At 75.8% G+C, this 24,208-nt stretch carries 22 protein-coding genes; 12 read left to right on the forward strand and 10 right to left on the reverse strand.

The genetic code is table 11. The features are described from left to right. Positions 1–30: 30 nt before the first annotated feature. The 10 genes from BDZ31_RS14010 to BDZ31_RS14055 all read left to right on the forward strand — a co-directional run bounded on the left by BDZ31_RS14010 (position 31) and on the right by BDZ31_RS14055 (position 10,156). Complete coding sequence (locus tag BDZ31_RS14010; protein WP_183342950.1) at positions 31–1,749, forward strand: Calx-beta domain-containing protein; 1,719 nt, start codon at positions 31–33, stop codon at positions 1,747–1,749. A 72-nt stretch (positions 1,750–1,821) separates the two neighbouring features. After that, the gene (locus BDZ31_RS14015) at positions 1,822–3,033 is read left to right on the forward strand and encodes a nuclear transport factor 2 family protein (RefSeq protein WP_183342951.1); all 1,212 of its coding nucleotides are present in this window, start codon (positions 1,822–1,824) and stop codon (positions 3,031–3,033) included. A gap of 11 nt (positions 3,034–3,044) precedes the next feature. Beyond that, positions 3,045–3,404 (forward strand): hypothetical protein, encoded by a 360-nt coding sequence (locus BDZ31_RS14020; protein WP_183342952.1) that lies wholly within the window; start codon positions 3,045–3,047, stop codon positions 3,402–3,404. Between the two features lie 81 nt (positions 3,405–3,485). Next, positions 3,486–4,580: an aminopeptidase gene (locus tag BDZ31_RS14025; RefSeq protein WP_246345156.1), complete on the forward strand. Its 1,095-nt coding sequence runs from the start codon at positions 3,486–3,488 to the stop codon at positions 4,578–4,580. Further along, entirely contained in the window at positions 4,577–5,233 is a 657-nt protein-coding gene (locus BDZ31_RS14030) for a Dph6-related ATP pyrophosphatase (RefSeq protein WP_183342953.1), read from the forward strand. The genes BDZ31_RS14025 and BDZ31_RS14030 overlap by 4 nt, the downstream gene beginning before the upstream one ends. A 119-nt stretch (positions 5,234–5,352) precedes the next feature. Next, positions 5,353–7,011 (forward strand): AlkA N-terminal domain-containing protein, encoded by a 1,659-nt coding sequence (locus BDZ31_RS14035; RefSeq protein ID WP_183342954.1) that lies wholly within the window; start codon positions 5,353–5,355, stop codon positions 7,009–7,011. Then, positions 7,008–7,553: a methylated-DNA--[protein]-cysteine S-methyltransferase gene (locus tag BDZ31_RS14040; protein ID WP_183342955.1), complete on the forward strand. Its 546-nt coding sequence runs from the start codon at positions 7,008–7,010 to the stop codon at positions 7,551–7,553. The genes BDZ31_RS14035 and BDZ31_RS14040 overlap by 4 nt, the downstream gene beginning before the upstream one ends. Before the next feature lie 125 nt (positions 7,554–7,678). Further along, entirely contained in the window at positions 7,679–8,602 is a 924-nt protein-coding gene (locus BDZ31_RS14045; protein ID WP_183342956.1) for a queuosine salvage family protein, read from the forward strand. Next, positions 8,602–9,363 carry a GNAT family N-acetyltransferase gene (locus BDZ31_RS14050; protein ID WP_183342957.1) on the forward strand — a complete coding sequence of 254 codons (762 nt, stop codon included), beginning with the start codon at positions 8,602–8,604 and terminating at the stop codon, positions 9,361–9,363. The genes BDZ31_RS14045 and BDZ31_RS14050 overlap by 1 nt, the downstream gene beginning before the upstream one ends. A 10-nt stretch (positions 9,364–9,373) precedes the next feature. Then, positions 9,374–10,156 carry an exodeoxyribonuclease III gene (locus tag BDZ31_RS14055; RefSeq protein ID WP_183342958.1) on the forward strand — a complete coding sequence of 261 codons (783 nt, stop codon included), beginning with the start codon at positions 9,374–9,376 and terminating at the stop codon, positions 10,154–10,156. Between the two features lie 177 nt (positions 10,157–10,333). Here BDZ31_RS14055 and BDZ31_RS14060 read toward each other — a convergent pair whose 3' ends face one another. From BDZ31_RS14060 to BDZ31_RS14105, 10 genes are all read right to left on the reverse strand, one after another. Continuing rightward, entirely contained in the window at positions 10,334–11,434 is a 1,101-nt protein-coding gene (locus tag BDZ31_RS14060; protein WP_183342959.1) for a methyltransferase, read from the reverse strand. Beyond that, positions 11,434–13,071 (reverse strand): phytoene desaturase family protein, encoded by a 1,638-nt coding sequence (locus tag BDZ31_RS14065; RefSeq protein WP_183342960.1) that lies wholly within the window; start codon positions 13,069–13,071, stop codon positions 11,434–11,436. The genes BDZ31_RS14060 and BDZ31_RS14065 overlap by 1 nt, the downstream gene beginning before the upstream one ends. After that, a complete protein-coding gene (locus tag BDZ31_RS14070; protein ID WP_183342961.1) occupies positions 13,064–13,723 on the reverse strand; it encodes a class II aldolase/adducin family protein in 660 nt (219 codons plus the stop codon). The genes BDZ31_RS14065 and BDZ31_RS14070 overlap by 8 nt, the downstream gene beginning before the upstream one ends. An 85-nt stretch (positions 13,724–13,808) precedes the next feature. Beyond that, on the reverse strand, positions 13,809–14,441 hold the full coding sequence (locus BDZ31_RS14075; RefSeq protein WP_183342962.1) for a DUF1989 domain-containing protein: 633 nt from the start codon (positions 14,439–14,441) through the stop codon (positions 13,809–13,811). Beyond that, positions 14,438–15,052 carry an amino acid synthesis family protein gene (locus BDZ31_RS14080; protein ID WP_183342963.1) on the reverse strand — a complete coding sequence of 205 codons (615 nt, stop codon included), beginning with the start codon at positions 15,050–15,052 and terminating at the stop codon, positions 14,438–14,440. The genes BDZ31_RS14075 and BDZ31_RS14080 overlap by 4 nt, the downstream gene beginning before the upstream one ends. Next, positions 15,049–15,807: an isochorismatase family protein gene (locus tag BDZ31_RS14085; protein ID WP_183343061.1), complete on the reverse strand. Its 759-nt coding sequence runs from the start codon at positions 15,805–15,807 to the stop codon at positions 15,049–15,051. Before BDZ31_RS14085 ends, BDZ31_RS14080 begins: the two co-directional genes overlap by 4 nt. A gap of 2 nt (positions 15,808–15,809) precedes the next feature. Next, entirely contained in the window at positions 15,810–17,315 is a 1,506-nt protein-coding gene (locus tag BDZ31_RS14090) for a dihydroorotase (protein WP_183342964.1), read from the reverse strand. Positions 17,316–17,321: 6 nt separating this feature from the next. Then, the gene (locus BDZ31_RS14095; RefSeq protein WP_183342965.1) at positions 17,322–18,182 is read right to left on the reverse strand and encodes an IclR family transcriptional regulator; all 861 of its coding nucleotides are present in this window, start codon (positions 18,180–18,182) and stop codon (positions 17,322–17,324) included. After that, positions 18,179–19,609, reverse strand: a complete 1,431-nt coding sequence (locus BDZ31_RS14100) for an aldehyde dehydrogenase family protein (protein ID WP_183342966.1) — start codon at positions 19,607–19,609, stop codon at positions 18,179–18,181. Before BDZ31_RS14100 ends, BDZ31_RS14095 begins: the two co-directional genes overlap by 4 nt. A gap of 60 nt (positions 19,610–19,669) precedes the next feature. Continuing rightward, positions 19,670–21,544, reverse strand: coding sequence for an amidohydrolase family protein (locus tag BDZ31_RS14105; RefSeq protein WP_343075586.1), 1,875 nt, complete (start codon positions 21,542–21,544; stop codon positions 19,670–19,672). Positions 21,545–21,763: 219 nt separating this feature from the next. Here BDZ31_RS14105 and pyk point away from each other — a divergent pair, with 219 nt between their 5' ends. After that, the gene (gene pyk, locus BDZ31_RS14110) at positions 21,764–23,176 is read left to right on the forward strand and encodes a pyruvate kinase (RefSeq protein ID WP_221243058.1); all 1,413 of its coding nucleotides are present in this window, start codon (positions 21,764–21,766) and stop codon (positions 23,174–23,176) included. A gap of 125 nt (positions 23,177–23,301) precedes the next feature. Next, positions 23,302–24,201: a type IV toxin-antitoxin system AbiEi family antitoxin domain-containing protein gene (locus tag BDZ31_RS14115; RefSeq protein ID WP_343075587.1), complete on the forward strand. Its 900-nt coding sequence runs from the start codon at positions 23,302–23,304 to the stop codon at positions 24,199–24,201. Positions 24,202–24,208 lie beyond the last annotated feature (7 nt).

A 24,208-nucleotide genomic window follows, 5' to 3' on the forward strand; every position in this document is an offset into this window, starting at 1 on the left:
GGCGCCATGGCGGTCATGGTGCGCCGCCTCATGCGTTCCCGCCTGCGCCTGCTCCCCACGCTCCCGCTCGCCGTCCTGCTCTGCGCCGTCGCCGCCTCCACCGCGCGCGCCGGCTTCTCCGACGGCAGCATCCCGGACGCGATCGCCGCCTGCCAGGGCGGGCCGTACGACATCGTGGAACGCGACGGCGACCTCTACGTCGCCTGCCATGGCCCGACGCTCGACTGGATGCGCTTCTCCGCCGCGGTCGAGGTCGACGGGGCCCTCGCCCGCATCACGGTCAGACGGACCGACGCCGGCAGCGGACGCCGCGCGCTGCTGCGGTGGAGCACCGTCGACGGGACGGCGCAGGCCGGGCGCGACTACACGGCGGTGTACAACGAGCCGCTCTACTTCGACGACCTCGAGACCACCCGGACGATCACCGTCCCGCTGCTCGACGATCCGGCGGCGACCGCACCGCGCAGCTTCTCGGTCGCCTTCTCCGAAGGCGCCAGTCAGAACCTGGTCGCCCCGGGGACGCAGACGGTGACGCTGCCGTTCGCGACGCCGGCCGGGCCGGCGCCGTCGGTCGCCGGCCGCGCCCGCGCCGGCGAGACGCTGATCGCGACCGCCGGGCCGTGGTCGCCCGACGCCGACGCGGTCGCATGGCAGTGGGAGCGCTGCGACGCCGGGAGCGGATGCGCCCCGATCGACGGCGCGACCGCGGCGACCGTGACGCTCGGCGCCGACGACGTCGGCCGGCGGCTGCGGGCGACCGCGACGGCGACCAACGCCGCCGGGACGACGACGCTCCGTTCGGCGCCGACCGAGATCGTGCGACCGGCGCTGTCCGCGCCGTCGCTGAGCGGCCCGCCGGCGACGACGAGAGCCCGCACCGCGACGTTCACGTTCGCGGGCGAGGCCGATGCGACCTTCGACTGCCGCCTCGACGACGGCGCCTGGTCGGCCTGTGTCTCGCCCCGCACCTACGCCGGGCTCGACGTCGGCCCGCACGTGCTGTCGGTCCGCCAGCGGGCCGCCGACGGCGCGCTCTCGCCGACCGCGGAGCACCGCTGGGAGGTGCTGGACGACCGGCCGGAGGAGCCGGGGCCGGGCGGGCCTGGGCCCGGGGAGCCGGGACCGGGCGAGCCGGGGCCGGTCGAACCTGGACCGGGCGAACCCGGGCCGGGGCAGCCGGGGCCCGGGGAACCGGGGCCGGGGCAGCCCGGGCCGGGCGAGCCGGGGCCGGGGCATCCGGGGCCGGGGCATCCGGGGCCGGGCGAGCCGGGACCGGGGCAGCCCGGGCCGGGCGAGCCCGCGACGGGACAGCCGGGACCGAACGTGCCGGGGCCGGGCGGCGCGGTGTCAAGACCGCGGCCGAGCGCGCCCGGCAGAGCGGCGCCGAGACGGCCGCGCGCCAGACGGGTCGTCACGACCGCGACGATCCGCTTCTGCGCCGGCTGCACGACGCCGTCGGCACGCGACCGCGCGCGGTTGCAGCGGCTGCGCGGGCAGGTCCGCGGCGCCCGGCTGCTGCGCGTCGTCGGCCACGCCGACAGCTCGGGCGACCGGCGCATCAACCGCCGCCTCGCCGAGCGCCGCGCCCGCGTCGTCGCGCGCCTCCTGCTCCCCGGCCGCGGCGCGGCGCGGCCGCGACGGGTCGAGGTCCGCAACGCCGGCGTCTCGCGGCCGGCCGCCTCCAACGACACGCTCGCGGGCCGTGCGCTCAACCGCCGAGTGACGATCCGGATCGTCACGACCGGATAGGCTGGCCGTCCAGCCAGTCGGGCCGCCGCGAGCGCGCGAGCGGCCGGCGAGACGCCCGAGCGAGGAGAGAGCATGGGGTCAGCGAGGAGAGCTGAGGCCGCCGCCGCGACCGAGGCGGTCGCGCGCAGATACTTCGCGGCGGTCGCCGCGCGCGACCCCGAGGCGATGGCCGCCTGCTGGCAGCCGGGCGGGATAGACCGCCTCCACGGCCAAGCCGACCTCGTCGCGCCCGACGGCGTGCGCGCGTACTTCGGCGAGCTGTTCGCCGCCTTCCCCGACCTCGCGGTCGAGATCCTCTCGACGACCGCCGACGCCGAGCGCTGCGCGGTCCGGTGGCGGATGACCGCGACCTTCGCCGGGCCCGGCCGCTTCCAGCGGTTCGAGCCCAACGGCGCCCGCGTCAGCTTCGAGGCGGTCGACGTCGTGCGCGTCGAGGACGGCCTGATCGCCGGCAACGACGCCTACCTCGACGGGATGGACGTCGCCCGCCAGCTCGGCGTGCTGCCGCCGAGGGACTCCGGCCAGGAGCGCGGGCTCGCCGCGCTCGTCAACGGCCGCACGCGCGTGGCGCGGATGCTCGCGGCAAACGCGCCGGAGCGGATCGCCGACGGCGTCTGGCTCGTGCGCGGCGGGCTGCCGCGCAAGGTGATGAACGTCTACCTGCTCGAGCACGACGGCGGCGTCGTGATGTTCGACGCCGGCGTCAAGGCGATGACCGACGCGCTCGCCGCGACCGGCGCGCGGATGGGCGGGATCAGACGGATCGTGCTCGGCCACTCCCACGCCGACCACCGCGGCGCGGCGGCCGGCCTCGACGCCGAGGTCTTCTGCCATCCGCTCGAGCGCGCCGACGCCGAGGGCGACGGCGGCGCCCACTATCTCGACAAGCGCAAGCTCGACGCCCACGGCCGCGTGCTGCTCGGGCGGCTGCTGCCGATCTGGGACGGCGGGCCGCTGGAGGTCGCCGGCACCGTCGAGGAGGGCGACGAGGTCGCCGGCTTCGAGGTCGTCCACCTGCCCGGCCACGCGCCCGGGCTGATCGGGCTGTGGCGCGCGTCCGACCGGCTCGCGCTCGTCAGCGACTGCTTCTACACGCTCGACCCGCAGACCGGCGTCCCGGGCGCCCTGCGCGTGCCGCACGAAGCGTTCAACCACAGCACCGACGACGCGCGCGCGAGCATGCGCAAGCTCGCCGCGCTGCGGCCCGCGACCGCCTGGTGCGGCCACGGCGAGCCGCTGACCGGCGACGTCGCGGACCAGCTGGAGCGCGCGGCGGCGCAGTAGCCTGTTCGGCGATGGGCCGCCGCAGCCGCCAGCGCGACAGAGCCGAGAGACTGGTCGCGCCGACCACCGACTACGCCGATCCCGACGGGAACGTGCTGACCCTGCGCGGCGCGCTGACGCCGGCGACGCGGCGCCAGTACGCCGAGGTCGTCGGCGGCTCTCCGCTCTCGCAGGAGGACGCCTGGCAGCGCGCCGTCGAGTTCCTGTTCGAGCGGCTCGCGGTGCGCTGGACGATCCACGACGTGCCGATCGAGAAGCAGAAGGAGCTGCTCGCGCGCTACCGCTTCGCCTCGCAGGACGAGCGGCGCTGGATCCGCGACACGCTGCGCGAGCACCTCGCCGAGTGGTTCCCCGACATGAGAGCGCCCTGACGGTGGCAGCGCTCGCGCCCGCACGGCCTCCGTCGCGAGCGCGCGCCGGAGGCTCGATCTCGCAGGCCCGGAGGTGGCCGCATGCGCTGGACTGACGCCGACACCGACGCGATGGCCGAGCTGCTGACCGCGTACTGCCTCGACGTGCGGCCCGGCCAGCAGGTGCTCGTGCGCTCGACGACGCTCGCCGCGCCGCTGCTGCGCTCGCTGCAGCGCGCGATCCTCGCGCGCGAGGCGTGGCCGCTGCTGCGGCCGTCGCTGCCCGGGGTCGACGCCGACTTCTACGCGCTCGCCCGCGACGCGCAGCTCGACGGCTACCCGTCGATCGCCCGCGCCGAGGTCGAGCAGGCCGACGCCTTCCTCACGATCCAGGCGCCGGAGAACACGCGCGCGCTCGCCGGCGTCGACCCGGAGCGGCTGTCGCGCGCGACCCGCGCCCGCGCGCCGCTCGGCGAGCTGCGGCTGCGCAAGCGCTGGTGCGGGACGCTGTGGCCGACGCAGGCCGGCGCCCAGCAGGCGGGCATGGACCTCGACGCCTTCGGGGCCTTCGTGCGCGGCGCGCTCTTCCTCGACCGGCCCGACCCGGCGGCCGCCTGGCGCGAGCTGGGCGCCTTCCAGGCCGAGCTGATCGAGCGGCTGAGGGATGCTCGCCAGGTCCGGATCGAGGCCGACGGCACCGACCTGCTGCTCGACGTCCGCGGCCGCACGTGGGCCAACTCCGACGGCAGACGCAACATGCCCAGCGGCGAGGTCTTCACCGGCCCGCACGAGGCCTCCGCCAACGGCACGATCCGCTTCACGGTGCCCTCCTCGCCGGGTGGCGTCGACGTCGAGCGGGTCGAGCTGACCTTCCGCGACGGCGAGGTCGTCGGCGCCCGCGCCGCCCGCGGCCAGGAGTACCTCGACCGCACGCTCGCGACCGACGCCGGCGCCCGCCGCCTCGGCGAGCTCGGGATCGGCACCAACTTCGGCATCACCCGCCCGATCGGCGCGATCCTCTTCGACGAGAAGATCGGCGGCACCGTCCACCTCGCGCTCGGCCGCTCGTATCCCGAGACCGGCGGCGTCAACGAGTCGGCCGTCCACTGGGACCTGATCTGCGACCTCCGCGACGGCGGCCGCCTGACCGCCGACGGCGTCGAGATCCAGGTCGACGGGCGGTTCACGGGCGCGTGAGCGCCGCCGTCCTCTGGAGCGGCGGCAAGGACTGCTTCGCGGCGGGGCTGCGCAGCGGGGCGCTCGGCGATCCCGCCACGCGGCTGGTGACGTTCGTGCCGGCCGACGGCGAGGCGGCGTTCCGCTGTCACCCGCTGTGGCTGATGGAGCGACAGGCGCGGGCGCTCGGGCTGGCGCACGAGCGGGTGCCGATCGCGCTGCCCGACTGGGAGGCGTCGTACCGGGCGGCGTTCGCGCGGCTCGCCGCCGAGGGGGTCACGCGCGTGGTGACCGGCGACATCACCCCCGCCGCTTGGCCGTGGCTGCCGGCGGCGCTGGGCGCCGCCGGGCTGGCGCTGGAGACGCCGCTGGCCGACGAGCCCGACCCGCTCGCGCTGCTCGACGACCTCGACGCGGCGGGGATCGTGGCGACGGTGTCGGGGATGCGCGACGACGTCTACCGCGCCGGCTTCCTCGGGCGGCGCGCCGGGCGGGCGCTGCTCGCCGAGCACGGCCTGACCGACCCGGCGGCCTTCCACCCGTGCGGCGAGCGGGGCGAGTACCACACGGCGGTCACCGCGTTCGGCGAGCTGCGCTTCCTGGACGACGATCCCTCCACGCTGGAGCACGAGCTGCGTGACGGGATCTGGGCGCTGGTCTTCCCGGCGGCCTGAGCGGGGAGGCGCTGGACGGGCGCCCGGGGTGGCCCTGAAGCGGGGCCGGGCCTGGCCCGCCGACCACCATGTCCGAAAACCACTAGTGCCGGGCGGCCGGGCCCGCCATCATCGACGTCGTGGTCGAGGACTTCGAACAGTGCTACCGGGCCGTCAGCTCGAAGGACGGGCGCTTCGACGGGTGGTTCGTGACCGCCGTCACCTCGACCGGGATCTACTGCCGGCCGAGCTGCCCGGCGGTCACGCCGCGGCGTGAGAACGTCCGTTTCCTGCCGACCGCCGCGGCGGCGCAGCGGGCCGGCTTCCGCGCCTGCAAGCGCTGCCGGCCGGACGCGTCGCCCGGCTCGCCCGAGTGGAACGTGCGAGCCGACCTGACCGGCCGCGCGATGCGGCTGATCTCCGACGGCGTCGTCGACCGCGACGGGGTCGGCGGGCTCGCGCGGCGGCTCGGCTACAGCGAGCGCCACCTCAACCGGCTGCTCGTCTCCGAGCTGGGCGCCGGCCCGCTCGCGATCGCCCGCGCGCAGCGCGCCCACACCGCGCGCCTGCTGATCGAGACGACGGCGCTGCCGTTCACCGAGATCGCCTTCGCCGCCGGCTTCCCGAGCATCCGCCAGTTCAACGAGAGCGTCAGAGCGGTCTTCGCGACGACGCCGAGCGAGCTGCGGCTGCGCAGCGCACATCGCGACGGATCGGCGGGCGCGCGGAGAGGGAGCGGGTCCGGCGACGGCCGGGGGGCGGGCGATCCCGCGACCGGCAGCGGCGGCGCGAACGGCAGCGGCCGGACGGACGGCGGCCCGGCGACCGGCGCGATCACGCTGCGGCTGCGCCACCGCCCGCCGCTCGACGCCGCGGGGCTGCTCGGCTTCCTCGGGCTGAGGGCCGTGCCCGGCGTCGAGTCCTACGAGCCGGAGGCGGCGACCTACCGCCGCGTGCTGTCGCTGCCGCACGGCCTCGGGATCGCCGCGCTCACCCCGCGCGCCGAGCACGTCGACTGCACGCTGCGGCTCGCCGACCTGCGCGACCTCGGCGCCGCCGTCCAGCGCTGCCGGCGGCTGCTCGACCTCGACGCCGACCCGATCGCGACCGACGCGGCGCTCGCCGCCGACCCGCTGCTGGCGCCGCTGGTGCGGGCGACGCCCGGGATGCGCGTCCCCGGCGCCGCCGACGGCGCCGAGCTGGCCGTCCGGGCGGTGCTCGGGCAGCAGGTCTCGGTCGGCGGCGCGCGCACGATCGCCGCGCGGCTGGCCGCCGAGCACGGCGCCCCGCTCGCCGAGGCGCTGACGAGCTGCGCGCCGGCGCAGGCCGCGGGGGGAGCCGCCGAGGCACTGCCGACGTGGGCCGCGGCGCAGGAGGCGTCGCTGACCCACGCCTTCCCGTCCGCGGCGGCGATCGCGGCGCTCGACCCCGAGCAGCTGCCGATGCCGCGGGCGCGCGGGCGGGCGCTCGTCGGACTCTGCGCGGCGCTCGCCGGCGGCGAGATCGTGCTCGACCCGGGCGCCGATCGCGACGAGGTCCGGCGACAGCTCGTGGAGCTGCCGGGGATCGGGCCGTGGACGGCCGAGTACGTCGCGATGCGCGCGCTCGGCGACCCCGACGCCTTCCCCGCCTCCGACCTCGGCATCCGCCACGCGCTCGCCAAGCTCGACCAGCCCCACGACGCGCGCGCCGCGGCGGCGCTGTCGGAGCGCTGGCGCCCGTGGCGCGCCTACGCCGCACTTCACCTGTGGGCCGTGCTGGCCCGCTCGAACCACGCCAACGAAGGAGCGAGAAGATGACCCTCGCGACCGCGACCGTCCCCACTCCCCCCGGCCCGTTCACCGTCGTCGTCGACGGCGACGGCGCCGTCGTCGCCAGCGGCTGGGCGCCCGACGCCGAGCGCCTGCTCGACGCGATCGGCCCCGACCGCCTGCCGCGGCTCGCCGCCGCGCTCGCCGACGGGTCGTTGGAGCGACGCGACGAGCTGGGCGCCGTCACCGACGCGGTCGCCGCCTACGTCGGCGGCGACCTCGCCGCGATCGACGCGATCCCCGTCGCCGCGACGGGGACGCCGTTCCTGCGGCTCGCCTGGAGCGAGCTGCGGGCGATCCCGGCCGGCGCGCCGGAGACCTACGGCCAGCTCGCCGCCCGCTGCGAGCGCCCGCGCGCGATCCGCGCCGCCGGCAGCGCCTGCGCGCGCAACCCGACGGCCCTGTTCGTCCCCTGCCACCGCGTGACGCGGACCGGCGGCGCGCTCGGCGGCTTCCTCTACGGCCTCGACGTGAAGCGCTGGCTGCTCGCGCACGAGGCCGCCGCCGCGCCGGCGCTCGCGGCCGGCTGAGCGGCGGCCGGGCGCGGCCCGGCGTCGGCTGCGTGGCGGCTGGCCGTGCCGGATCGCGCCGCACCGGTCGTGCCGTCGGGCCGGTCCGCGTGCATCGCCCGCCGCGCCCGCTACCCTCCGCCGCCGTGGCCCTGGTCGACGAGATCCGCGACGGCGCCGCCTGGGTCGCCGGGCAGGCGACCCGCGTCGTCGTCGAGCAGGACGCGGTCGCCGCGTACGCGGAGGCGCTGCCGCCGCGCGAGCGCTTCCCGGGGATCGACCCCGACGCCCACCTGCTCGACGGCCCGGCCGAGCTGCGCGCCGCCTTCTTCCTCACGCTCGACGCGATCAACTTCGGCTCCGGCTGGTTCCCGACGATCCGCAAGCGCGACGGCCGCTCCGGCTACTTCACCGTCGCCCACGGGCTGCGCGACCGCTTTGCCGAGCACGGCGCCTGGAGCGCCGGCGCGCTGCGCGAGCTGACCGCGGCGGAGGTCGCGGCGACGCTCGGCCAGGATCCCGAGCACGAGCTGATGGACCTGTTCGCGCGCTCGCTCAACGACCTCGGCGCGCGGATCGAGGACGACCACGGCGGCCGCTTCCTCGGACCGGTCGAGCAGGCCGGCGACAGCGCCGCCGCGCTCGTCGAGCTGCTCGCGACGTGGGAGTGCTTCGCCGACCGCTCGCCGTACGGCGGCCGTGAGGTCCCGCTCTTCAAGCGCGCGCAGGTCGCCGCCTCCGACCTCGCCTTCGCGGGCGTCGCCGACTTCGCCGACCTCGACCGGCTGACGCTGTTCGCCGACAACCTGATCCCGCACGTGCTGCGGCTCGACGGGATCCTCCGCTTCGAGCCCGCGCTGGTCGTGCGGATCGAGGCCGGCGAGCTGATCGCCCACGACAGCCCCGAGGAGGTCGAGATGCGAGCGGGCGCGATCCACGTCGCCGAGCTGATCGCCGCCGCCCGCCCCGACCTGACCGCCCGCGACGTCGACCAGCTGCTGTGGACGAGAGGCGGCGGCCCCGCCTACAAGGCGGTCCCGCGGCCGCGCTCCCGATCGACGGCGTACTGATGGGCGCCGCGCGCGACAGCGGCCGCGTCCTCGGCGCGGGCGGCCGCGTCCTCGGGACGGCGCGCGCGGCCGGCGCGAGCGCGGGCGCCGACGCCGGCGGGAGCGCCGGCGCGTTCCCCTCCAGCCTCGCCGCCCCGCTGCTCACCGCGCGGCTGGAGCTGCGCCCGTGGCGCGACGACGCCGCCGACCTCGACGCCTACGCCGCCCTCTGCGCAGACCCCGACGTGATGCGCCACATCGGCGCCGGCGAGCCGCTGACCCGCGCGCAGGCGGCCGCGCAGCTGACCCGCTTCGCCGAGCACTGGGAGCGCCATGGCTACGGCCTGCGCGCCGCGGTGCTGCGCGACTCGGGCGAGCTCGCCGGCTTCGTCGGCGTCGCGCGCGCCGGGCAGCCGGGCGTGCGCCCGGGCGACGTCGAGATCGGCTGGCGGCTGGCGCGACGGTTCTGGGGCCGCGGCCTCGCGACCGAGGGCGCGCTCGCGGTGCGCGACCACGCCTTCGCGAGGTTGCGGCTCGCACGGCTGGTCGCCTTCGTGCGGCCGGCCAACGCCGCCTCGATCGCCGTCATGCGCAAGCTCGGGATGGAGCCGCTGCGCGACGCGACCTGCAGCTTCGGCCGCCCGATGCGGATCTTCGCGCTCGACAACCCGCTCGCCGCCGGCCGCTCGGCGGCCGGCCCCTCCGGCGACCGGCCGGCGCCCGCGCCGCCCTCCGCGTCCGGCCCGCCGCCGACCGGGCGCCCGGCCGACGCCGACCGATAGCCTCCCGCCGGTGCGCCTGGTCACCTGGAACGTCAACTCGCTGAGAGCGCGGCTGCCGCGCGTGCTCGAGTTCCTCGGCGAGCACCGGCCCGACGTGCTGCTGCTGCAGGAGACGAAATGCGAGGCCGAGGCCTTTCCGCACGCCGAGCTGGCTGAGGCCGGCTACGTCGCGGCCGACCACAGCGCCGGGCGCTGGGCCGGCGTCGCGATCGTCGCGCGCGCGGAGCTGGGTCTCGCCGACGTGACGAGCGGCCTGCCCGGCGAGGTCGTCGAGGACGAGGCGCGCTGGATCGAGGCGACCGTCGGCGGCGAGCTGCGCGTCGCGAGCGTCTACGTCCCCAACGGCCGCGAGCTGGACAGCGAGTGGTACGCGCAGAAGCTCGTCTTCCTGGAGGCGATGGCGCGCCGCGTCGGCGAGCTGCGCGCGGCCGCCGAGGCGCCGGAGCTGGTCGTCGCCGGCGACATGAACGTCGCGCCGGCCGACGTCGACGTCTACGACCCGGCCGCCTTCGTCGGCTCGACCCACACGAGCGCGCCGGAGCGCGACGCGCTGCAGGGCGTCGTCGCCGCCGGCCTCGTCGACGCCTTCCGCCGCCTCCACCCCGACGACGTCGGCTTCACCTGGTGGGACTACCGCCAGGGCCACTTCCACCGCGGCCTCGGGCTGCGGATCGACCTGATCCTCGCGACGCCCGCGATCGCCGACCGCCTCACCCGCGTCGGGATCGAGCGCGACTACCGGAAGGGCTCCAAGCCCTCCGACCACGTCCCGCTCGTCGCCGACTGGACCTGAGCAGCAGCCGGCGTGCGGCCCGCCCGCACGGCCTAGATCGTCCGACGAGCACGCGACGCTCGACCTGCTCGACCCACGACGTCGGCGCCGCACCGCAGCGCCACGAGCTGCGTCGATCTGCCTACCGCTGCGGTAGGCAGATCGACGCAGCTCCCACGTCCGGGCCGCGCCGACCGGTCAGCCCGGCTTCCGCGCGCTGAGCACGGCGATCGGGCCGAAGCCGCGCACGAGGTCGATCTCACCGAGGCCGGCGCGCTCCAGCCAGGCGCGGTGCTCGGCCTCCGAGTACGCGTCGCCGCCGTCGTTCTCGACCATCATCATCACCGCGAACAGCGGCAGGTCGGGCGCGTCCGTGTCGGGGTTCGGGATCCACTCGTACAGGAGCAGCGTGCCGCCCGGGGCGAGCAGGCCGGCCGCCTCGCGCACGAGCCGCTCGTTCTGCGCCGGCGTGTGGTCGTGGAGGATGTTGGCGAGCAGGACGACCTCCCACGTCTCCCCCTCCGGCCGGCCGAAGCGCGGAGCGGCGAGGTCGCCGGCCTCGAACGGGAGGCCGCCGTGGCGCTCGCTGACCAGCGGCGCGATCTCCGGCAGGTCGAGGACGGTCGGCCGCACGTCGGGCCGCAGCGCCGCCAGCCGCGCCGCATGCGAGCCGGAGGCGCCGCCGACGTCCAGCAGCCGCAGCGGACCGCCGTCGCCGCGCGCCGGCAGCGCCGCGGCCGCCATCTCCGCCAGCTCGCCGCCGAAGCGCGCGGCGAGGTCGTCGAGCGCGCGCAGGAAGCCGAACGCGGTCGAGCGGTCGTCGCGCAGGCGGTCGCGCCACGGCGCGATCCGCGCTCTGCCGTCCTCCAGCGCCGCCGGCAGCTCGTTCCAGACGCCGTAGAAGAACCACTCCTTGCGGACGATCCAGGCGAGCGTCTGCGGATGGTCGCTCGCCAGCGTCGCGCCGGCCTCGCTGAGCGCGAAGCGGGTCGCGGCGTCGACCGGCGCGCCGGCGTTCAGCCCGTCGGCGCGCGTCGCGAGACCGATCGCGACGAGCGCTGAGAGCAGGATCCGCGTCGCGCGCGGGTCGGTGCCGGCGGAGGCGGCGACCTCCTCGACGGTCCGCCCGGCGCCGAGCGCGTCGGGGCCGTGGGAGCCGTCGACCCCCTCCGCGAGCGCGTCGGCGACGCCGCTCACGACGGCGCTCGCGAGCACGGCGGAGTGCTGGTAGGCGGTCAGCAGCGCGAGCGGGTCGACCCCGGCGTCGCCGCCGCCGGCGCCGGGGAGCGCGCCGGGCATCAGCCGGCCCTCCGCAGCGCGCGGGTCGCCTTCCACGCGTCGCGCACGAGCGCGGCCCGCTCGCGGGCGCGCCGGGCGACGCGCGCCCCGGTCGACCCGCCGCCGATCGCGTCGAGCGCGACCCGCGCCGCGTTGCGGCCGGGGACGCCGGTGATCCCGCCGCCGGGATGGGTCCCCGCGCCGGTCAGGAAGAGGCCGTCGATCGGCGTCCGGTAGCCGGACAGCGAGGGGCTCGGGCGGAACCCGAGCAGCTGGTCGATGCTCATCTCGATGTGGTTGGGGTTGGCGTTGGCGTTGCCGTGGCGGGCGACCCAGGCGACTGGTCCGGTGACGCGCCGCTCGACGACGCCGATCGGCTGGCCGAGCGCTCGCTCGGCGATCCCCCAGGCGTGGTCGGCGGCCGCTTCGAGCTTGCGCTCGTCCCACGGCCCGTCGGCCGGCTGCCACGGCACGAAGGTCGAGACCCACGCGACCGCCCTGCCCGGCGGCGCCCAGCCCTCCTCCAGCACCGACGGGAAGGCGATCATCACCGGCGGGCGCTCGGCGAGCTGGCCGAGCTGGACGCTCGCGAAGGCGCGCTCGATGTCGCTGATCGTGTTCGCCGACAGCATGAAGGCGCGGTCGAAGCCGGCCGGCTTGACCGCCGGCGGCGCGTCGATCACGGCGTCGACCTTCAGCTCCGAGACGTTGCGGCGGCCGGAGTGGATCCGTCTCAGCTCTCTCTTCAGCCGCTCGGGCACGTGCTCGGGAGCGACGAGACCCCCGGGTCCGAGCAGCCGCCGCGCGTCGATCGCCGAGACGATCCCCTTCGCCGCGACGTGCCGGTCGCCGCCGGCGACGACGGCGGTCGCGCGCCCGCCGGAGACCTCGACCGACTCGACGCCGGAGTTCAGCGCCACCCGCCCGCCGGCCGCCTCCAGGCAGCGCACGAGCGCCTCGACGGTGGCGCGCGAGCCGCCGGCGGGGCGGGCCGCGGGCGCGCCGTGGAAGGCCGCCAGCATCAGCCCGCCGCCGCCGGTGCCGGGGTCGAGCGGCGACTGCTGCGAATGCGCCGCCCAGTGCGCCATCGGCGCCATCAGCCGCTCGTCCTCGAAGGTCGCGCGCAGGACCGTCGAGGCCGAGCCGAGCAGCGTCTGCATGAACGGCCCGGCATCGGCGCCGAGCGTCGCCTGCGCGGCGGCGGCGAGCTGGCCGAACGACGGCGGCGGGCCGGCGTCGAGCGCGCCGACGAGGTTCATGCCGGCGGTCGCCCAGGCGGTGAAGCGGCGGTACGCCTCGGTCTCGGCCGTGCCGACGACCGGCCGCAGCAGCTCCAGCGTCTCCTCCAGGCCGTTGTGGAAGGCGATCCGCGCGCCGTCGTCGGCGGGGCCGAGCGTCACCTCGTCGCGCAGGTGGAAGCGCAGGCCGTGGCGGCTCTCCAGCTCGAGGTCGGCGGCGACCCCGCTGCCGCGGATGCCGCCGTGCTCGTAGGCGCCCAGCTCCAGCCGGCCGCGGCCGTCGGGCAGGTCGCGCGTGTCGATGCAGCCGCCGACGGTGTCCGACTGCTCGAGCACGAGCACGTCGAGCCCGGCGCGGGCGAGGTAGCAGGCGCAGACGAGGCCGTTGTGGCCGGCGCCGATCACGATCACGTCAGGCATGGCTCTCCTGCAGCCAGCGCCACGCCCGCGCCTCCTCGGCGGCGTAGTGACGGGCTCGCGCTTGGACGTCGGTGAGCGGCGAGGCCTCCGGGCCGGCCTCCAGGGCGACGCGCGCCCGCTCCTCCAGGAACCAGGCGCGCACCGTCGCCTGCTCGACCGTCGCGCCGGTCGCGACGTTCCCGTTCGCGCGCACGAGCAGGCAGTCGGCGGCGCCGAGCGCCGCGGCGACGGCGGCACCCTGCGCGGCGGTGACGACGAGGTCGCTGTCGCCGCCCCATGCCGTCACCTCGCCGGCGAGCCCGCCGAGGCCGTGGAGCAGCGGCGGCGCGGCGACGCGGAGGCCCCACGCGACCGCGGCGGCCGAGTGGGTGCGGCAGATCGCGCCGACGTCGGGGCGTGCCGCGTAGATCGCCGCGTGCAGCGGCGCCTCCAGCGGCACGCCCGCGCCCGACGTCCCGGCCGCGACGACCGTGCCGTCGTCGGCGAGCCGGTGGATCGACGGCGCCGTCTGCGTGCCCAGCGGCGCCGTCGAGGTCAGCAGGAAGCCGCCGTCGACGCGCGCGGAGACGTGGCCGAACGCCTCGACCAGCCCCGCGCCCGCGATCACGCGCGCGGCTTCGGCGACCGCCGCGGCATCGACCGCCGACGTCATCGGACGACCGCCCACACGGAAGAACGAGCCCCGCGGGCGAGTTCTTCCAATGCGATCCAAGGCCGCAGGCCGCCGGATCGCACGATCACTCGGGCTCCCACACCCGCAGCGCCATCGAGGTCGGCTCGTAGGCGTTGCAGGGGCTGAGGTCCTGCGGGCAGGCCGACAGCACGACGAGCAAGTCGTCGAGCACCTCGAGGTCGATCGCGGCGCCGGCCTGGTGGGGCGGCTCGTACGTGACGACCCGTCCCCCCTCGTGTCTGTTGTTCATGAAGACGTTCCAGGCCGTCTCGCCGCGCACCGGCCACGACCGCCCGCTCGCCGCGACCGCCCGCTCCAGCGACGCGAGGCAGGAGGCGTGGTCGTGGACGTTGTAGTCGCGCGAGTAGCGCTCGGGGTCGCAGCAGGGGACGATCAGGTCGTGCGAGCCGACGTCGTCGTGGAGGATCCGGAAGAGCGGCCGGCGGTGGTTGGAGAACAGCTCGTCGCCGACCTGCGGGACCAGTCTCGTCAGCGCCGAGACGGTGTGGCCGGCGCTGAAGACCTCGCTCGGGTCGGCGAGCCGGTAGGCGATCAGGTCGCCGACCTGCTGGCCCTCGAGGTCGACGATCTGGAGGATCTGCCCGGCGCGCACCTCGACGGCGCGCGCCTCGCAGGCGGGCACGACGACCTCCTCCGCGAGCAGCTCGTAGGAGCGCGGCGCGGGGCCGACCATCATCGCGACTCCTCCTCCGCCAGCCGCGCCTGCGCCTCCTCCTTCGAGACGCCGCCGAGGCGCGCGTTGAGCCGCCCGCGGGTCGCGACCGCGCCGACCAGGACGATCTCGTCGGGCGCCGGCGCGTCGGGGATCGCGACCGTGATCGTGTCGTAGTGCGAGCGGACCCAGATCTCGTCCTTGAAGCAGAGCGGCACGTCGATCGAGCAGCCCGGGGCGGCCCGCTTCGTCGTCGAGGGCAGCCACGCCCGCCCGCCGCCGAACGCCTCCCGGAACGGGTCGCCGAAGCGGGTCGTCTTCGCGGCGTTGCCGTGCTCGCCCTCGCCGGCCGTGCCGACGACGACCGCCTTGCCGTGGCTCTCGACCGGGCCGCCGGCGGCCTCGGCGCAGCGGGCGCCGATCAGCGCGCCGAGCCTGTCGCTGGCGTCGACGATCAGCGAGAGGTCGTCGCTGTGCGGCCTGCCGGCGTAGGGGTTCTTGAACACGACCGCCGTGGCGACCTTGCGCAGCGGCGCGCCGTCGGCCGGCGCGCCGTCGCTGAACGTGTCGTCGACGAGCGTGATCACCTTGCGGATCTCGAGCCCGTCGACCTGCGGATGCTCCGGGGCGCTCACGCGGCCGGCACCTCCTGGTCGGTGTTGGGCTTGCCCGTCGGCGTGCGGTCGCCGCACGGGCGCTGGGGCAGCGACCGGAAGTAGGCGATCACCTCGTCGGTCGCCTTCACGTCGCCGTACTTCATCTGGATGTCGAGCAGGTTGACCTTGTGGGAGATCGTCGAGCGATCCCAGACGCACTCCTCCGGCACGATCGAGCGGAAGTTGTACTGCGCCGCGTCGACCGCGCTGGCGCGGACGCAGCCGCTCGTCGTCGTGCCGGTCGTGATCACCGTGTCGGCGCCGAGGTAGATCAGGTAGTCGAGCAGGTGGGTGCCGTGGAAGGCGCTCGGCTTGTCCTTCACGAAGAAGATGTCCTGCGGCCGCGGCGCGACCTCGGCGACGATCTCGTTGCCGAGCGAGCCTCTGATGTCGCTCGCCTCGGCGGCGCGGTGGCTCTTCCAGTTCCACGCGCCCTGGTCGAAGCCGTCGGGCCGGCGGTCCATCCCCGTGTAGACGATCGGGACCTCGCGCTCGCGCGCGGCGGCGATCAGCCGCTGGAGCTGCCCGACGCCCTCCCAGCCGCGCTCGCCGCACGAGTAGCGCCACTTCTTGATCGACTCGAGGATCGGCTCGGGCCGGTCGCCGACGAAGTTGTAGATCACATCGACGACGAGCAGGACGGGACGGGCGCCGAAGCCGACCTCCTTGCCCCACCCGGCCGCCTCGAAGACGAGGCGGTCCTCCTCCGGCAGCACGTCGTCCCAGACCGCCACGCTCACACCACCTCCTCGAGCTGGTGCGGCGTCGGCTGGCCGCCGGGGACGCGGCGCAGGTATCTGCCGTCGGCGTCGCCGACGAACTCGGCCTTCGGCGCGCCCTCCTCCCACTTCGACATCCGCTTGCCGCGCAGGTAGGTGGCGACGCTCCAGCCGTGGATCGTTCTGCCGTCGAGCACCGTCCAGCCCGAGCGCGTCTGCACCATCGAGTTCTGCACGTGGACGACTCTGTCGAGGTCGACCAGCACCACGTCGGCGTCGAAGCCGACGTCGAGCGCGCCCTTGCGGCCCCAGACGCCGAAGATCTTCGCCGGGTTCTCGCAGGCGACCTTCACCATCCGGTCGAGCGTCAGCTCGCCGCGGTGGACGCCCTCCAGCATCACCGGCAGCAGCATCTCGACGCGCGAGGTGAAGCCGGTCCGCAGCTCCCAGATGTTCTCGTTGTAACAGTTCTCGTAGGAGCTGTCGCCCCAGATCACGACGTGGTCGGAGCCGACCGCGTTGATGACGCCCTCGCGCAGCGCTCTCCAGATGTTGGGGTTGTTCGCGCGCGAGCGCAGCGGCACGTTGATCCGCCAGGCGTTGCGCTCCTCCTTGCCGAAGTGGAGCCAGTGCGGACCGGTCTGCGCGTAGCAGGTGACGCCCTTGCCGCGCAGGTCGAGGATCTCGCGGTAGGTCTCCGGCGTCGTCGCGTGCTGGACGTAGATCGGGCAGCCAAGGTACTCGGCGAAGTGGCCGTACTGACGCAGGTGCTGCGCCTCCAGGAAGTGCGGCGAGCGATCCGACCAGGTCGCCCAGTCGGTGCGGCCCTGCGCTCTCAGCCGCTCGTCGAAGATCCGCGCGATCTCCCAGTTCTCGCAGTGCATCGCGACGACGCCCGGGTAGCCGAGCTCTGCCGTTCTCTCCATCACCTGGTAGACGACCCCGTCGTCGAAGCCGGCGCCGAGGCCGGCGCGGCGGCCGGGCCAGTTCGGCTCGGCCTCCGGGCTCATCGCCTGGAGGTAGAGCTTGAACGAGGTGACGCCGTGGTCCTTGGCGTACTCGGGGATCTCACGCGCGTGCTGGTCGGTCTCGACCATGTAGGTGGCGAAGACGTCGACCGCCGCGTCGGCCTCGACCGCGTCGGTGAAGTGGTCGATCACGTCGTGGAAGGAGCCGACGTCCTCCTTCTGCACGTACTCGACGAAGTCGGGATCGCCCATCCGCGGCTGCGGCGCGTGGATGCCCCACGTCGTCACGCCGGCGGTGACGGCCGCGATCGACTCGGTCGCGAGGTCGTCGCGCAGCGGCACGTAGCAGCCGGGGTGGGCCTCGGTGTCGACCAGGCCCGGGATGACGTGAAGCCCGGTCGCGTCGTGCGTCTCGCGCGCCGGCGGCAGCAGCGAGTCCTCCGCGATCGCGACGATCCTGCCGCCGTCGATCGCGATCCCGGCCCGGCGCGTGCCGGTCGGGGTGACCACGGTGCCGCCGACGATCTTCAGGTCGACTTCGCGGGGTTCGGTCATCTGCAGCTACTCCTTGGCCGCCGGGTCGGCGACGTTCTGGGGGTCCTGCGCATCTCGTCCGGCGGGCGCGCGACCACCGCCGCACTCGGCGGTGATCGCGTCCGCGACGTCCCGCAGGACGTGGCCGATCGACGGGATCGCCTCGCGGGTGAGCTGGTCGGGGAAGCCGATCGCGATCAGGACAGCGGCCAGCTTCCCCTCCGCGTCGCGGACGGGGACCGCGACGGCGTTGTTGTGCCGGTATTCGCCGATGCTGACGCCGTAGCCGGCCGAGCGGACGTGCTCGACGTCGGCGAGCAGCGCCTCGGGGTCGGTCAGCGTCCGCTCGGTGTGGGCCGGGATCTCGCGCGCCCGCGCGCGCACGAGGCGCTCGGCGTCGGCCGGCTCCTCGAGCGCCAGCAGGCACTTGCCGACGGCGCCGTCGAACCACCCGTAGCGGGTGCCGAGCGCGATCCCGACGTGGACGTCCTCCGGGTAGGCGACCGACATCACCTCGACGACGCCCCGCTCCAGCGGCTGGGCTGCGATGACGGTGAGGCCGTGCTCGCCGGCGATCTCGTGGGTCCGCTCGGTCGCGAGCGCGAGCGCGTCGACCTGGCGGACCGCGAAGGCGCCGAGCCGCACGAGGCCGCCGCCGAGGCGGTAGGCGCGGCCGCGCGGGTCGCGGCGGACCCAGCCGAGCGACTCCAGCGTCGTCAGCAGGTTGTGGGCGCTCGACTTCGACAGCTCCAGCTCGCGTACCAGCTCGGTGTGGGTGAGGCCGTCGGGCGCTCTCGCGATCGCGTCGAGGATCGAGGCGGCGTGCAGGACGGCGGGGACCCGGTAGCGCTCGCCGTTCGCTCTTCCACCGGCCGCTCCCACGCTCATGCGATCGCCTCCTCGCCGGGCAGGTCGCGCCGGAAGCGGCGCAGGACGATCGTCTTCTCGCGCGTCAGCTCGTCGATCGTGTAGCCGAGCCCCTCCCGCCCGCCGCCGGACAGCTTCACGCCGCCGAAGGGGATGATCGGCGGGCGGTAGTTGTCGGTGCCGTTGATCACGACGCCGCCGGCCTGCAGACGCTCCGCCGCCGCCATCGCAAGCTGGACGTCGCGGCTGAAGACGCTCGCCATCAGCCCGAACGAGGAGGCGTTGGCGAGCGCGATCGCCTGCTGGACGTCGTCGGCTCTGATCAGCGCGAAGACCGGGCCGAAGATCTCGTCGTCGGTCGCGATCGCGGCGCCGGCGGGGACGGAGGCGAGCAGCGCCGGGGGCAGGAGCGCTCCCTCGCCCGCGCCGTCGCCGCCGCGGACGGGCGTCGCGCCCTCGGCGACCGCGCGCTCGACCTGCTCGGCGACGCGCCGTGCGGCGGCGGCGTGGATCAGCGGGCCGACGGTCGTCGCCGGGTCGGTCGAGGGGCCGAGGACCTGGCGGTCGACGACGGCGGCGAGCCGGTCGACCAGCTCGTCGTGGAGGCTGGGATCGACGATCACGCGCTTGCTCGCCGAGCAGGCCTGGCCGTTCATCAGCAGGCGGCCGTAGGCCAGCTCCTCGGTGACGAGGTCGAGGTCGGCGTCCTCGAGCACGAGCGCTGCGTTGTTGCCGCCCAGCTCGAGGTGGAGCCGCCGCAGCGTCGGCGCGGCCGCCTGCGCGACGGCGACGCCGGCGGCGGTCGAGCCGGTCAGCGAGATCGCGTCGACGCCGCGCGCGGTCGCGAGCGCGGCGCCGACGTCGCGGTCGCCGTGGAGCAGCGGCGCGACGTCGGCCGGGACGCCGGCCTCCAGCAGCGCGCGGTGGAAGCGGGCGACGACGAGCGGCGCCTCCAGCGGCGCCTTCGTCACGACCGCGTTGCCGCCGACGAGCGCGGCGGCCGCCTTCTCGACGAACAGCTCGACGGGGAAGTTGAACGGGAGGATCGCGGCGATCACACCGAGCGGCTCGCGGCGCGTGAAGGCGAGGTCGCGGGCGGTGCCGGCGAGGCCCTCGGTCGGCAGCACGCGACCCTCCCAGCGGCGGCCGACGCGGGCGTTGTCCGCGAGCAGGCCGATCGAGGCGCCGATCTCGAACCGCGCCTGCGCGAGCGGCTTGCCCGACTCACGCGACAGCAGATCGCCGAGCTCCTCGACCTCGTCGCGGAGCGCGCCGGCCGCCGCCTCGATCCGGTCGGCGCGCTCCGCGAGGGTCGTCCGCGCCCACGCGCCCTGAGCGGCGCGCGCGGCGTCGACGATCCGCTGGACGTCGGCCGGGTCGGCGAGGGGAACCGACCCCAGCTGCTCGGTCTCGAGCGGATCCTGCACGGTGAACTGCTTGGTCAACACACTGAACTCGGTTTCTTTCTCTGAACTCGTGCCCAGCGTAGGCGATCGGCGCGACGGCCGTCAAGGGTGCCGGCGGCGAGCGGCACCGCGGGCCGCGCCGCTCCCGCCAGCCGCGCCGCTCCCGCCCACCGCGCCGCTCCCACCCGCCGCGCCGCTCCCGCCAGCCGCGCCGCTCCCGCCCACCGCGCCGCTCCCGCTCCCGCCAGCCGCGCCGCTCGCACCCGCCGCGCCGCTCCGCACCTTCGCGCCGCTCCCCACCGCGGCCCGCAGCGCGTGCATCTGCGCGACCGCCCGCTCGGCGGCCGGCGGCAGCGAGCGGGCCGCGGCGGTGCGCCGCGCGGACAGCTCGGCGAGCCGCGCGCCGACCTCCGCCTCGTCGATCGTCAGGCAGCGGCCGTCGGCGACGACCTGCTCGCCGGCGACGAAGACGTGGCGGACGGCGCGGCCGTCCTCGGACAGCACCAGCGCCGCCTCCGGCTCGACCGCCCCGGAGAGGCCGGGCGCGCGTCGGTCGAGCAGCGCGAGGTCGGCCGGCGCGCCGACGCGCAGCGTGCCGAGGCCGTCGTCGCGCTCCCCCGCCCCGCGGGCCATCGCGCGGGCGCCGGCGGTCGTCGCCATCGTCAGCGCCTGCGCCGCCGTCACCCAGCGGTCGGCGTCGCCGTCGTTGTGGATCAGCGCCGCGAGCTTCAGCTGGTGCCACAGCAGCTGATTGTCGGAGGAAGCCGAGCCGTCGGTGCCGAGCGCGACGTGGGCGCCCGCGGCGAGCAGCTCCGGCACCGGTGCGCGGCCGCTGCCGAGGCGGGTGTTGGCAGCCGGGTTGTGGACGACCGTCGCGCCGCCCGCCGCGATCGCCGCGACGTCGTCGCCGTCGATCCAGACGCCGTGCGGGAGCGACAGCCGCGCGTCGAGGAGCCCGAGCGCGGCGAGCCGCCGCAGCCCGCTCATGCCGAACGCCTCGCGGCAGGCGGCCGCCTGCACCCGCGTCTCGAGCAGATGGATGTGGACGCCGCTGTCGTGCGCCCGCGCCAGCTCGGCGGCGCCGAGCAGCAGCTCCTTGGAGGCCCATTGGACGCCGCCAGGACCGGCGAGGACCCGCAGCCGCCCGCCGGCCGCCCCGTGCCAGCGCGCGAAGGCGTCGGCGAGCAGGTCGAGCTGCTCGCGCGCGGAGAGGACGTGCTGGAGCGTCGTGACGAGGCCGGCGCTCACGTCGAGACCGAGCCGCGCCGCGAGCCGGTCGGTGACGTCGACGTCCTCCATCAGCGGCGCGACCGCGGCGCGCATCCCGGAGCGCTCGTAGCCGCGCATCGCGCCGTCGAGCGCGGCCGCCGACGGCGGCGTCATCCACAGGTGGTCGATCACGCCGGTCGTGCCGGAGCGCAGCATCTCGGCGGCGCCGGCGAGCGCGCAGACCTCGTGCGCCTCGGCGTCGTACTCGCCGCCGATCGCGAACATCGCGCACAGCCACGGCTCCAGCGCCAGCCCCTCGCCGGCGCCGCGCAGGCAGTTCTCCGGCGAGTGCGTGTGCGCGTTGACGAGCCCCGGGATCGCCAGCAGCCCACGCCCGTCGATCACGCGCCCCTCGCCCGCGACGCCGCCCGCCCCACCCGTACCGGCGCGCCCCTCGCCCACGCCGCCGCCCGCCCCACCCGTACCGGCGCGCCCCTCGCCCACGCCGCCGCCCGCCCCACCCGTACCGGCGCGCCCCTCGCCCGCCGCGCCACCGCCCGCCTGGCTCGCCCCGCCGCCCGCCTCGCGCGCCGCGCCGCCCCTCTCGCTCGCGCCACCGCCCGCCGCGCCGCCCGCGCCGCCCGCGCCGCGCCCCCGATCCCCCACGGGCGCGATCGCCGCGACCCGCCCGTCGGCGATCGCGAGGTCGACCCGCTCGCGCAGGTCGCCCGGCTCCACCAGCACGTCGCAGTCGCGGATCGTCAGCACGGATCGTTCTGCATGTTGAACTCGATCCAGCATCCTGTTCCCTCTGCTTCGCCGCGTCAACCGCGTGGATGCCTTGGCCGGATGGCGGAAGACCGCTCGGGCGGCCCGGCCGGCGGGCGGGACCACCCGCATCGGCGACGGCCGACCCCCCACTCGTCGGAAACGGCGTCGGGTTTCACAGGACGAGAGCCGGAAGCGCCCTGCCCACCCGCTACCGTGATGCTCGTGCGTCGTACGAAGATCGTCGGAACCATCGGTCCCGCCTCCCGTGACCCTGAGGTCCTCGTCCGCATGGTGGAGGCGGGCCTGGACGTCGCCCGCCTCAACTTCTCGCACGGCTCCAGAGAGGAGCACCAGGAGAACGTCGAGCTGATCCGCCAGGCCGCCGGCCGCGCCGGCCGCCAGGTCGCGATCCTCCAGGACCTGCCCGGCCCGAAGCTGCGGATCGGAACGCTGAGAGGCGGCCACGTCGACCTGCGCGTCGGCGATCCGCTGACGCTGCGCTGCGGCAGCGAGGAAGAGGGCGACGTCGACTCGATCGCCGTCTCCTGGGGCGGTCTGCCCGACGCGGTCGAGAGCGGCGACGTCGTCTACCTCGCCGACGGCCGCATCCGCCTCAAGGTCAGCGGCGTGCGCGACGGCTCCGGCGAGGTCGACACCGTGATCGAGACGGGCGGCCCAGTCGCCTCCCGCCAGGGCCTGAACATCCCCGGCTCGACGAGAGGGCTGCCGGCCGTCCCCGAGCGCGACCTCGAGCTGCTCGCGTTCGGGGAGTCGATCGGCGTCGACCTCGTCGCGCTCTCGTTCGTGCGCGAGCCCTCCGACGTCGTCGAAGTCCGGAGGCACACCAGGCTTCCGCTGATCGCGAAGATCGAGAAGCCGCAGGCTGTCGAGAACGCGGTCGAGATCATCCGCGCCGCCGACTGCCTGATGGTCGCCCGCGGCGACCTCGGCATCGAGCTGCCGATCGAGGACGTGCCGGTCGTGCAGAAGCAGCTGCTGAGAATCGCCGGCCGCCTCGCGCGCCCCGCGATCACCGCGACGCAGATGCTCGACTCGATGATCACCTCGACGCGTCCGACGCGCGCGGAGGTCACCGACGTCGCCAACGCGATCTTCGACGGCACCGACGCCGTGATGCTCTCCCAGGAGACGGCCGTCGGCAACCACCCCGAGCTGGTCGTCAGAACGATGGCGATGATCGCCGAGCGGACCGAGCGCGAGCTGCCGTACGAGATCTGGAACGAGCAGCGCGTCCGTCGCGACGCGCGCGATCCCGCCTACACGGTCGCCCACTCGGCCTGCGAGGCGGCGCGCGAGCTGGGCCTCGCCGCGCTGGTGGTCCCGACGCTGTCGGGCCGCTCGGCGCGCCTGATATCGGCCCATCGCCCGAACGTCCCGATCTACGCCCTCTCCCCGGGCAAGGAGACGGTCCGCCGCTGCGGCCTGATGTGGGGCGTCGAGGCCGCCTCGATGCGCCGTCACGAGGTGACCGAGGAGCTGATCCGCGACGCCGGCCGCCGCGCCGTCGAGCTCGGCTGGGTCAAGCCCGGCGACCGCATCGGCATCACCGCCGGCCTCCCCTCCGGCAAGCCCGGCACCACCTCCCTGTTCCAGGTCGAGACCGTTTAGGCGCAGACGCGCGTAGCGCCGCGCGCTACCCGTGGCACCCTCACCCGGTGCCGCCGCCGACCGTCCCCGCCGAACCCCGCAGGGTTTTGGGTCCCACAGACCCAAAACCCTGCGCTCATCCAGATGTGGCCCTCACGGAACTGGCGAATTCACAGTGGGGAGTGGTGGCACGGCGGCAGTTGGGGGCGATCGGCCTGACGCCGACGATGGTGCGCGACCGGATCGAGCGCGGCCGCCTGACCCGCCTCCACCGCGGGGTCTACGTCGTCGGGCATCGACAGCTGCGGCCGCGGGCGCACACGCTCGCGGCGGTGCTGGCGGTCGGGCCGGGCGCGGTCGCCAGCCACCGCGACGCGGCCTGGCTGCACGGGCTGCGGCCCGGCGGCCACGCTCGCTCCGACGTGACGACGACCCGCCGCGGCGTGACGGGCGGTCCGCGGATCGCCGTCCATCGCACGACGGTGCTGACCGACGAGGACGTGACCGAGATCGACGGCATCCCGGTGACGTCGCTCGCCCGGACGCTGGTCGACCTCGCGGCGGTCGTGCCGGCTGACCATCTCGCGAAGGCGTTGAGCGAGGCCGAGCGGTTGCTGCTGCTCGACATGCGGTCGCTGGAGCGGGCGATCGAGCGGACTCGCAATCGCACCGGGTCGGGCCACGCCAGCCTGCGCGCGGTGCTCGCCGACCACGCGGCACACGGGGTCGAGCACGACCGCTCGACGATGGAGCGCCGGTTCGCCGCGCTCGTCCGCGATGCGGGCCTGCCCCGCCCGAAGCTCAACCACTGGATCGAGGGAGTCGAGGTCGACGCCGTCTGGCCGCGAGAGCGCGTCGCGGTCGAGTTGGACTCGTGGACCTGGCACCGCCACCGCCGCGCCTTCCAGCGCGACCGCGAGAAGGGCAACACACTGACCGCGGCCGGCTGGACCGTGCTGCGCTTCACCTACCTCGACGTGGTCGATCGCCCGCGCGAGGTCGCCGCGCAGCTCGTGCCGCTGGTCGCCAGCGTCGCCCAGCGGTGAGGCCGCG

This window comes from Conexibacter arvalis (genome assembly GCF_014199525.1).
In the GTDB taxonomy this organism is placed as follows: Bacteria; Actinomycetota; Thermoleophilia; order Solirubrobacterales; family Solirubrobacteraceae; genus Conexibacter; species Conexibacter arvalis.

Bases quoted from the DNA above. Each gene is read 5' to 3' on its own strand.
- BDZ31_RS14010 (WP_183342950.1), top strand. From the start codon at position 31: ATGCGTTCCCGCCTGCGCCTGCTCCCCACGCTCCCGCTCGCCGTCCTG.
- BDZ31_RS14015 (WP_183342951.1), top strand. From the start codon at position 1,822: ATGGGGTCAGCGAGGAGAGCTGAGGCCGCCGCCGCGACCGAGGCGGTC.
- BDZ31_RS14020 (WP_183342952.1), top strand. From the start codon at position 3,045: ATGGGCCGCCGCAGCCGCCAGCGCGACAGAGCCGAGAGACTGGTCGCG.
- BDZ31_RS14025 (WP_246345156.1), top strand. From the start codon at position 3,486: ATGCGCTGGACTGACGCCGACACCGACGCGATGGCCGAGCTGCTGACC.
- BDZ31_RS14040 (WP_183342955.1), top strand. From the start codon at position 7,008: ATGACCCTCGCGACCGCGACCGTCCCCACTCCCCCCGGCCCGTTCACC.
- BDZ31_RS14050 (WP_183342957.1), top strand. From the start codon at position 8,602: ATGGGCGCCGCGCGCGACAGCGGCCGCGTCCTCGGCGCGGGCGGCCGC.
- BDZ31_RS14060 (WP_183342959.1), bottom strand. From the start codon at position 11,434: ATGCCCGGCGCGCTCCCCGGCGCCGGCGGCGGCGACGCCGGGGTCGAC.
- BDZ31_RS14065 (WP_183342960.1), bottom strand. From the start codon at position 13,071: ATGCCTGACGTGATCGTGATCGGCGCCGGCCACAACGGCCTCGTCTGC.
- BDZ31_RS14070 (WP_183342961.1), bottom strand. From the start codon at position 13,723: ATGACGTCGGCGGTCGATGCCGCGGCGGTCGCCGAAGCCGCGCGCGTG.
- BDZ31_RS14075 (WP_183342962.1), bottom strand. From the start codon at position 14,441: ATGATGGTCGGCCCCGCGCCGCGCTCCTACGAGCTGCTCGCGGAGGAG.
- BDZ31_RS14090 (WP_183342964.1), bottom strand. From the start codon at position 17,315: ATGACCGAACCCCGCGAAGTCGACCTGAAGATCGTCGGCGGCACCGTG.
- BDZ31_RS14095 (WP_183342965.1), bottom strand. From the start codon at position 18,182: ATGAGCGTGGGAGCGGCCGGTGGAAGAGCGAACGGCGAGCGCTACCGG.
- pyk (WP_221243058.1), top strand. From the start codon at position 21,764: ATGCTCGTGCGTCGTACGAAGATCGTCGGAACCATCGGTCCCGCCTCC.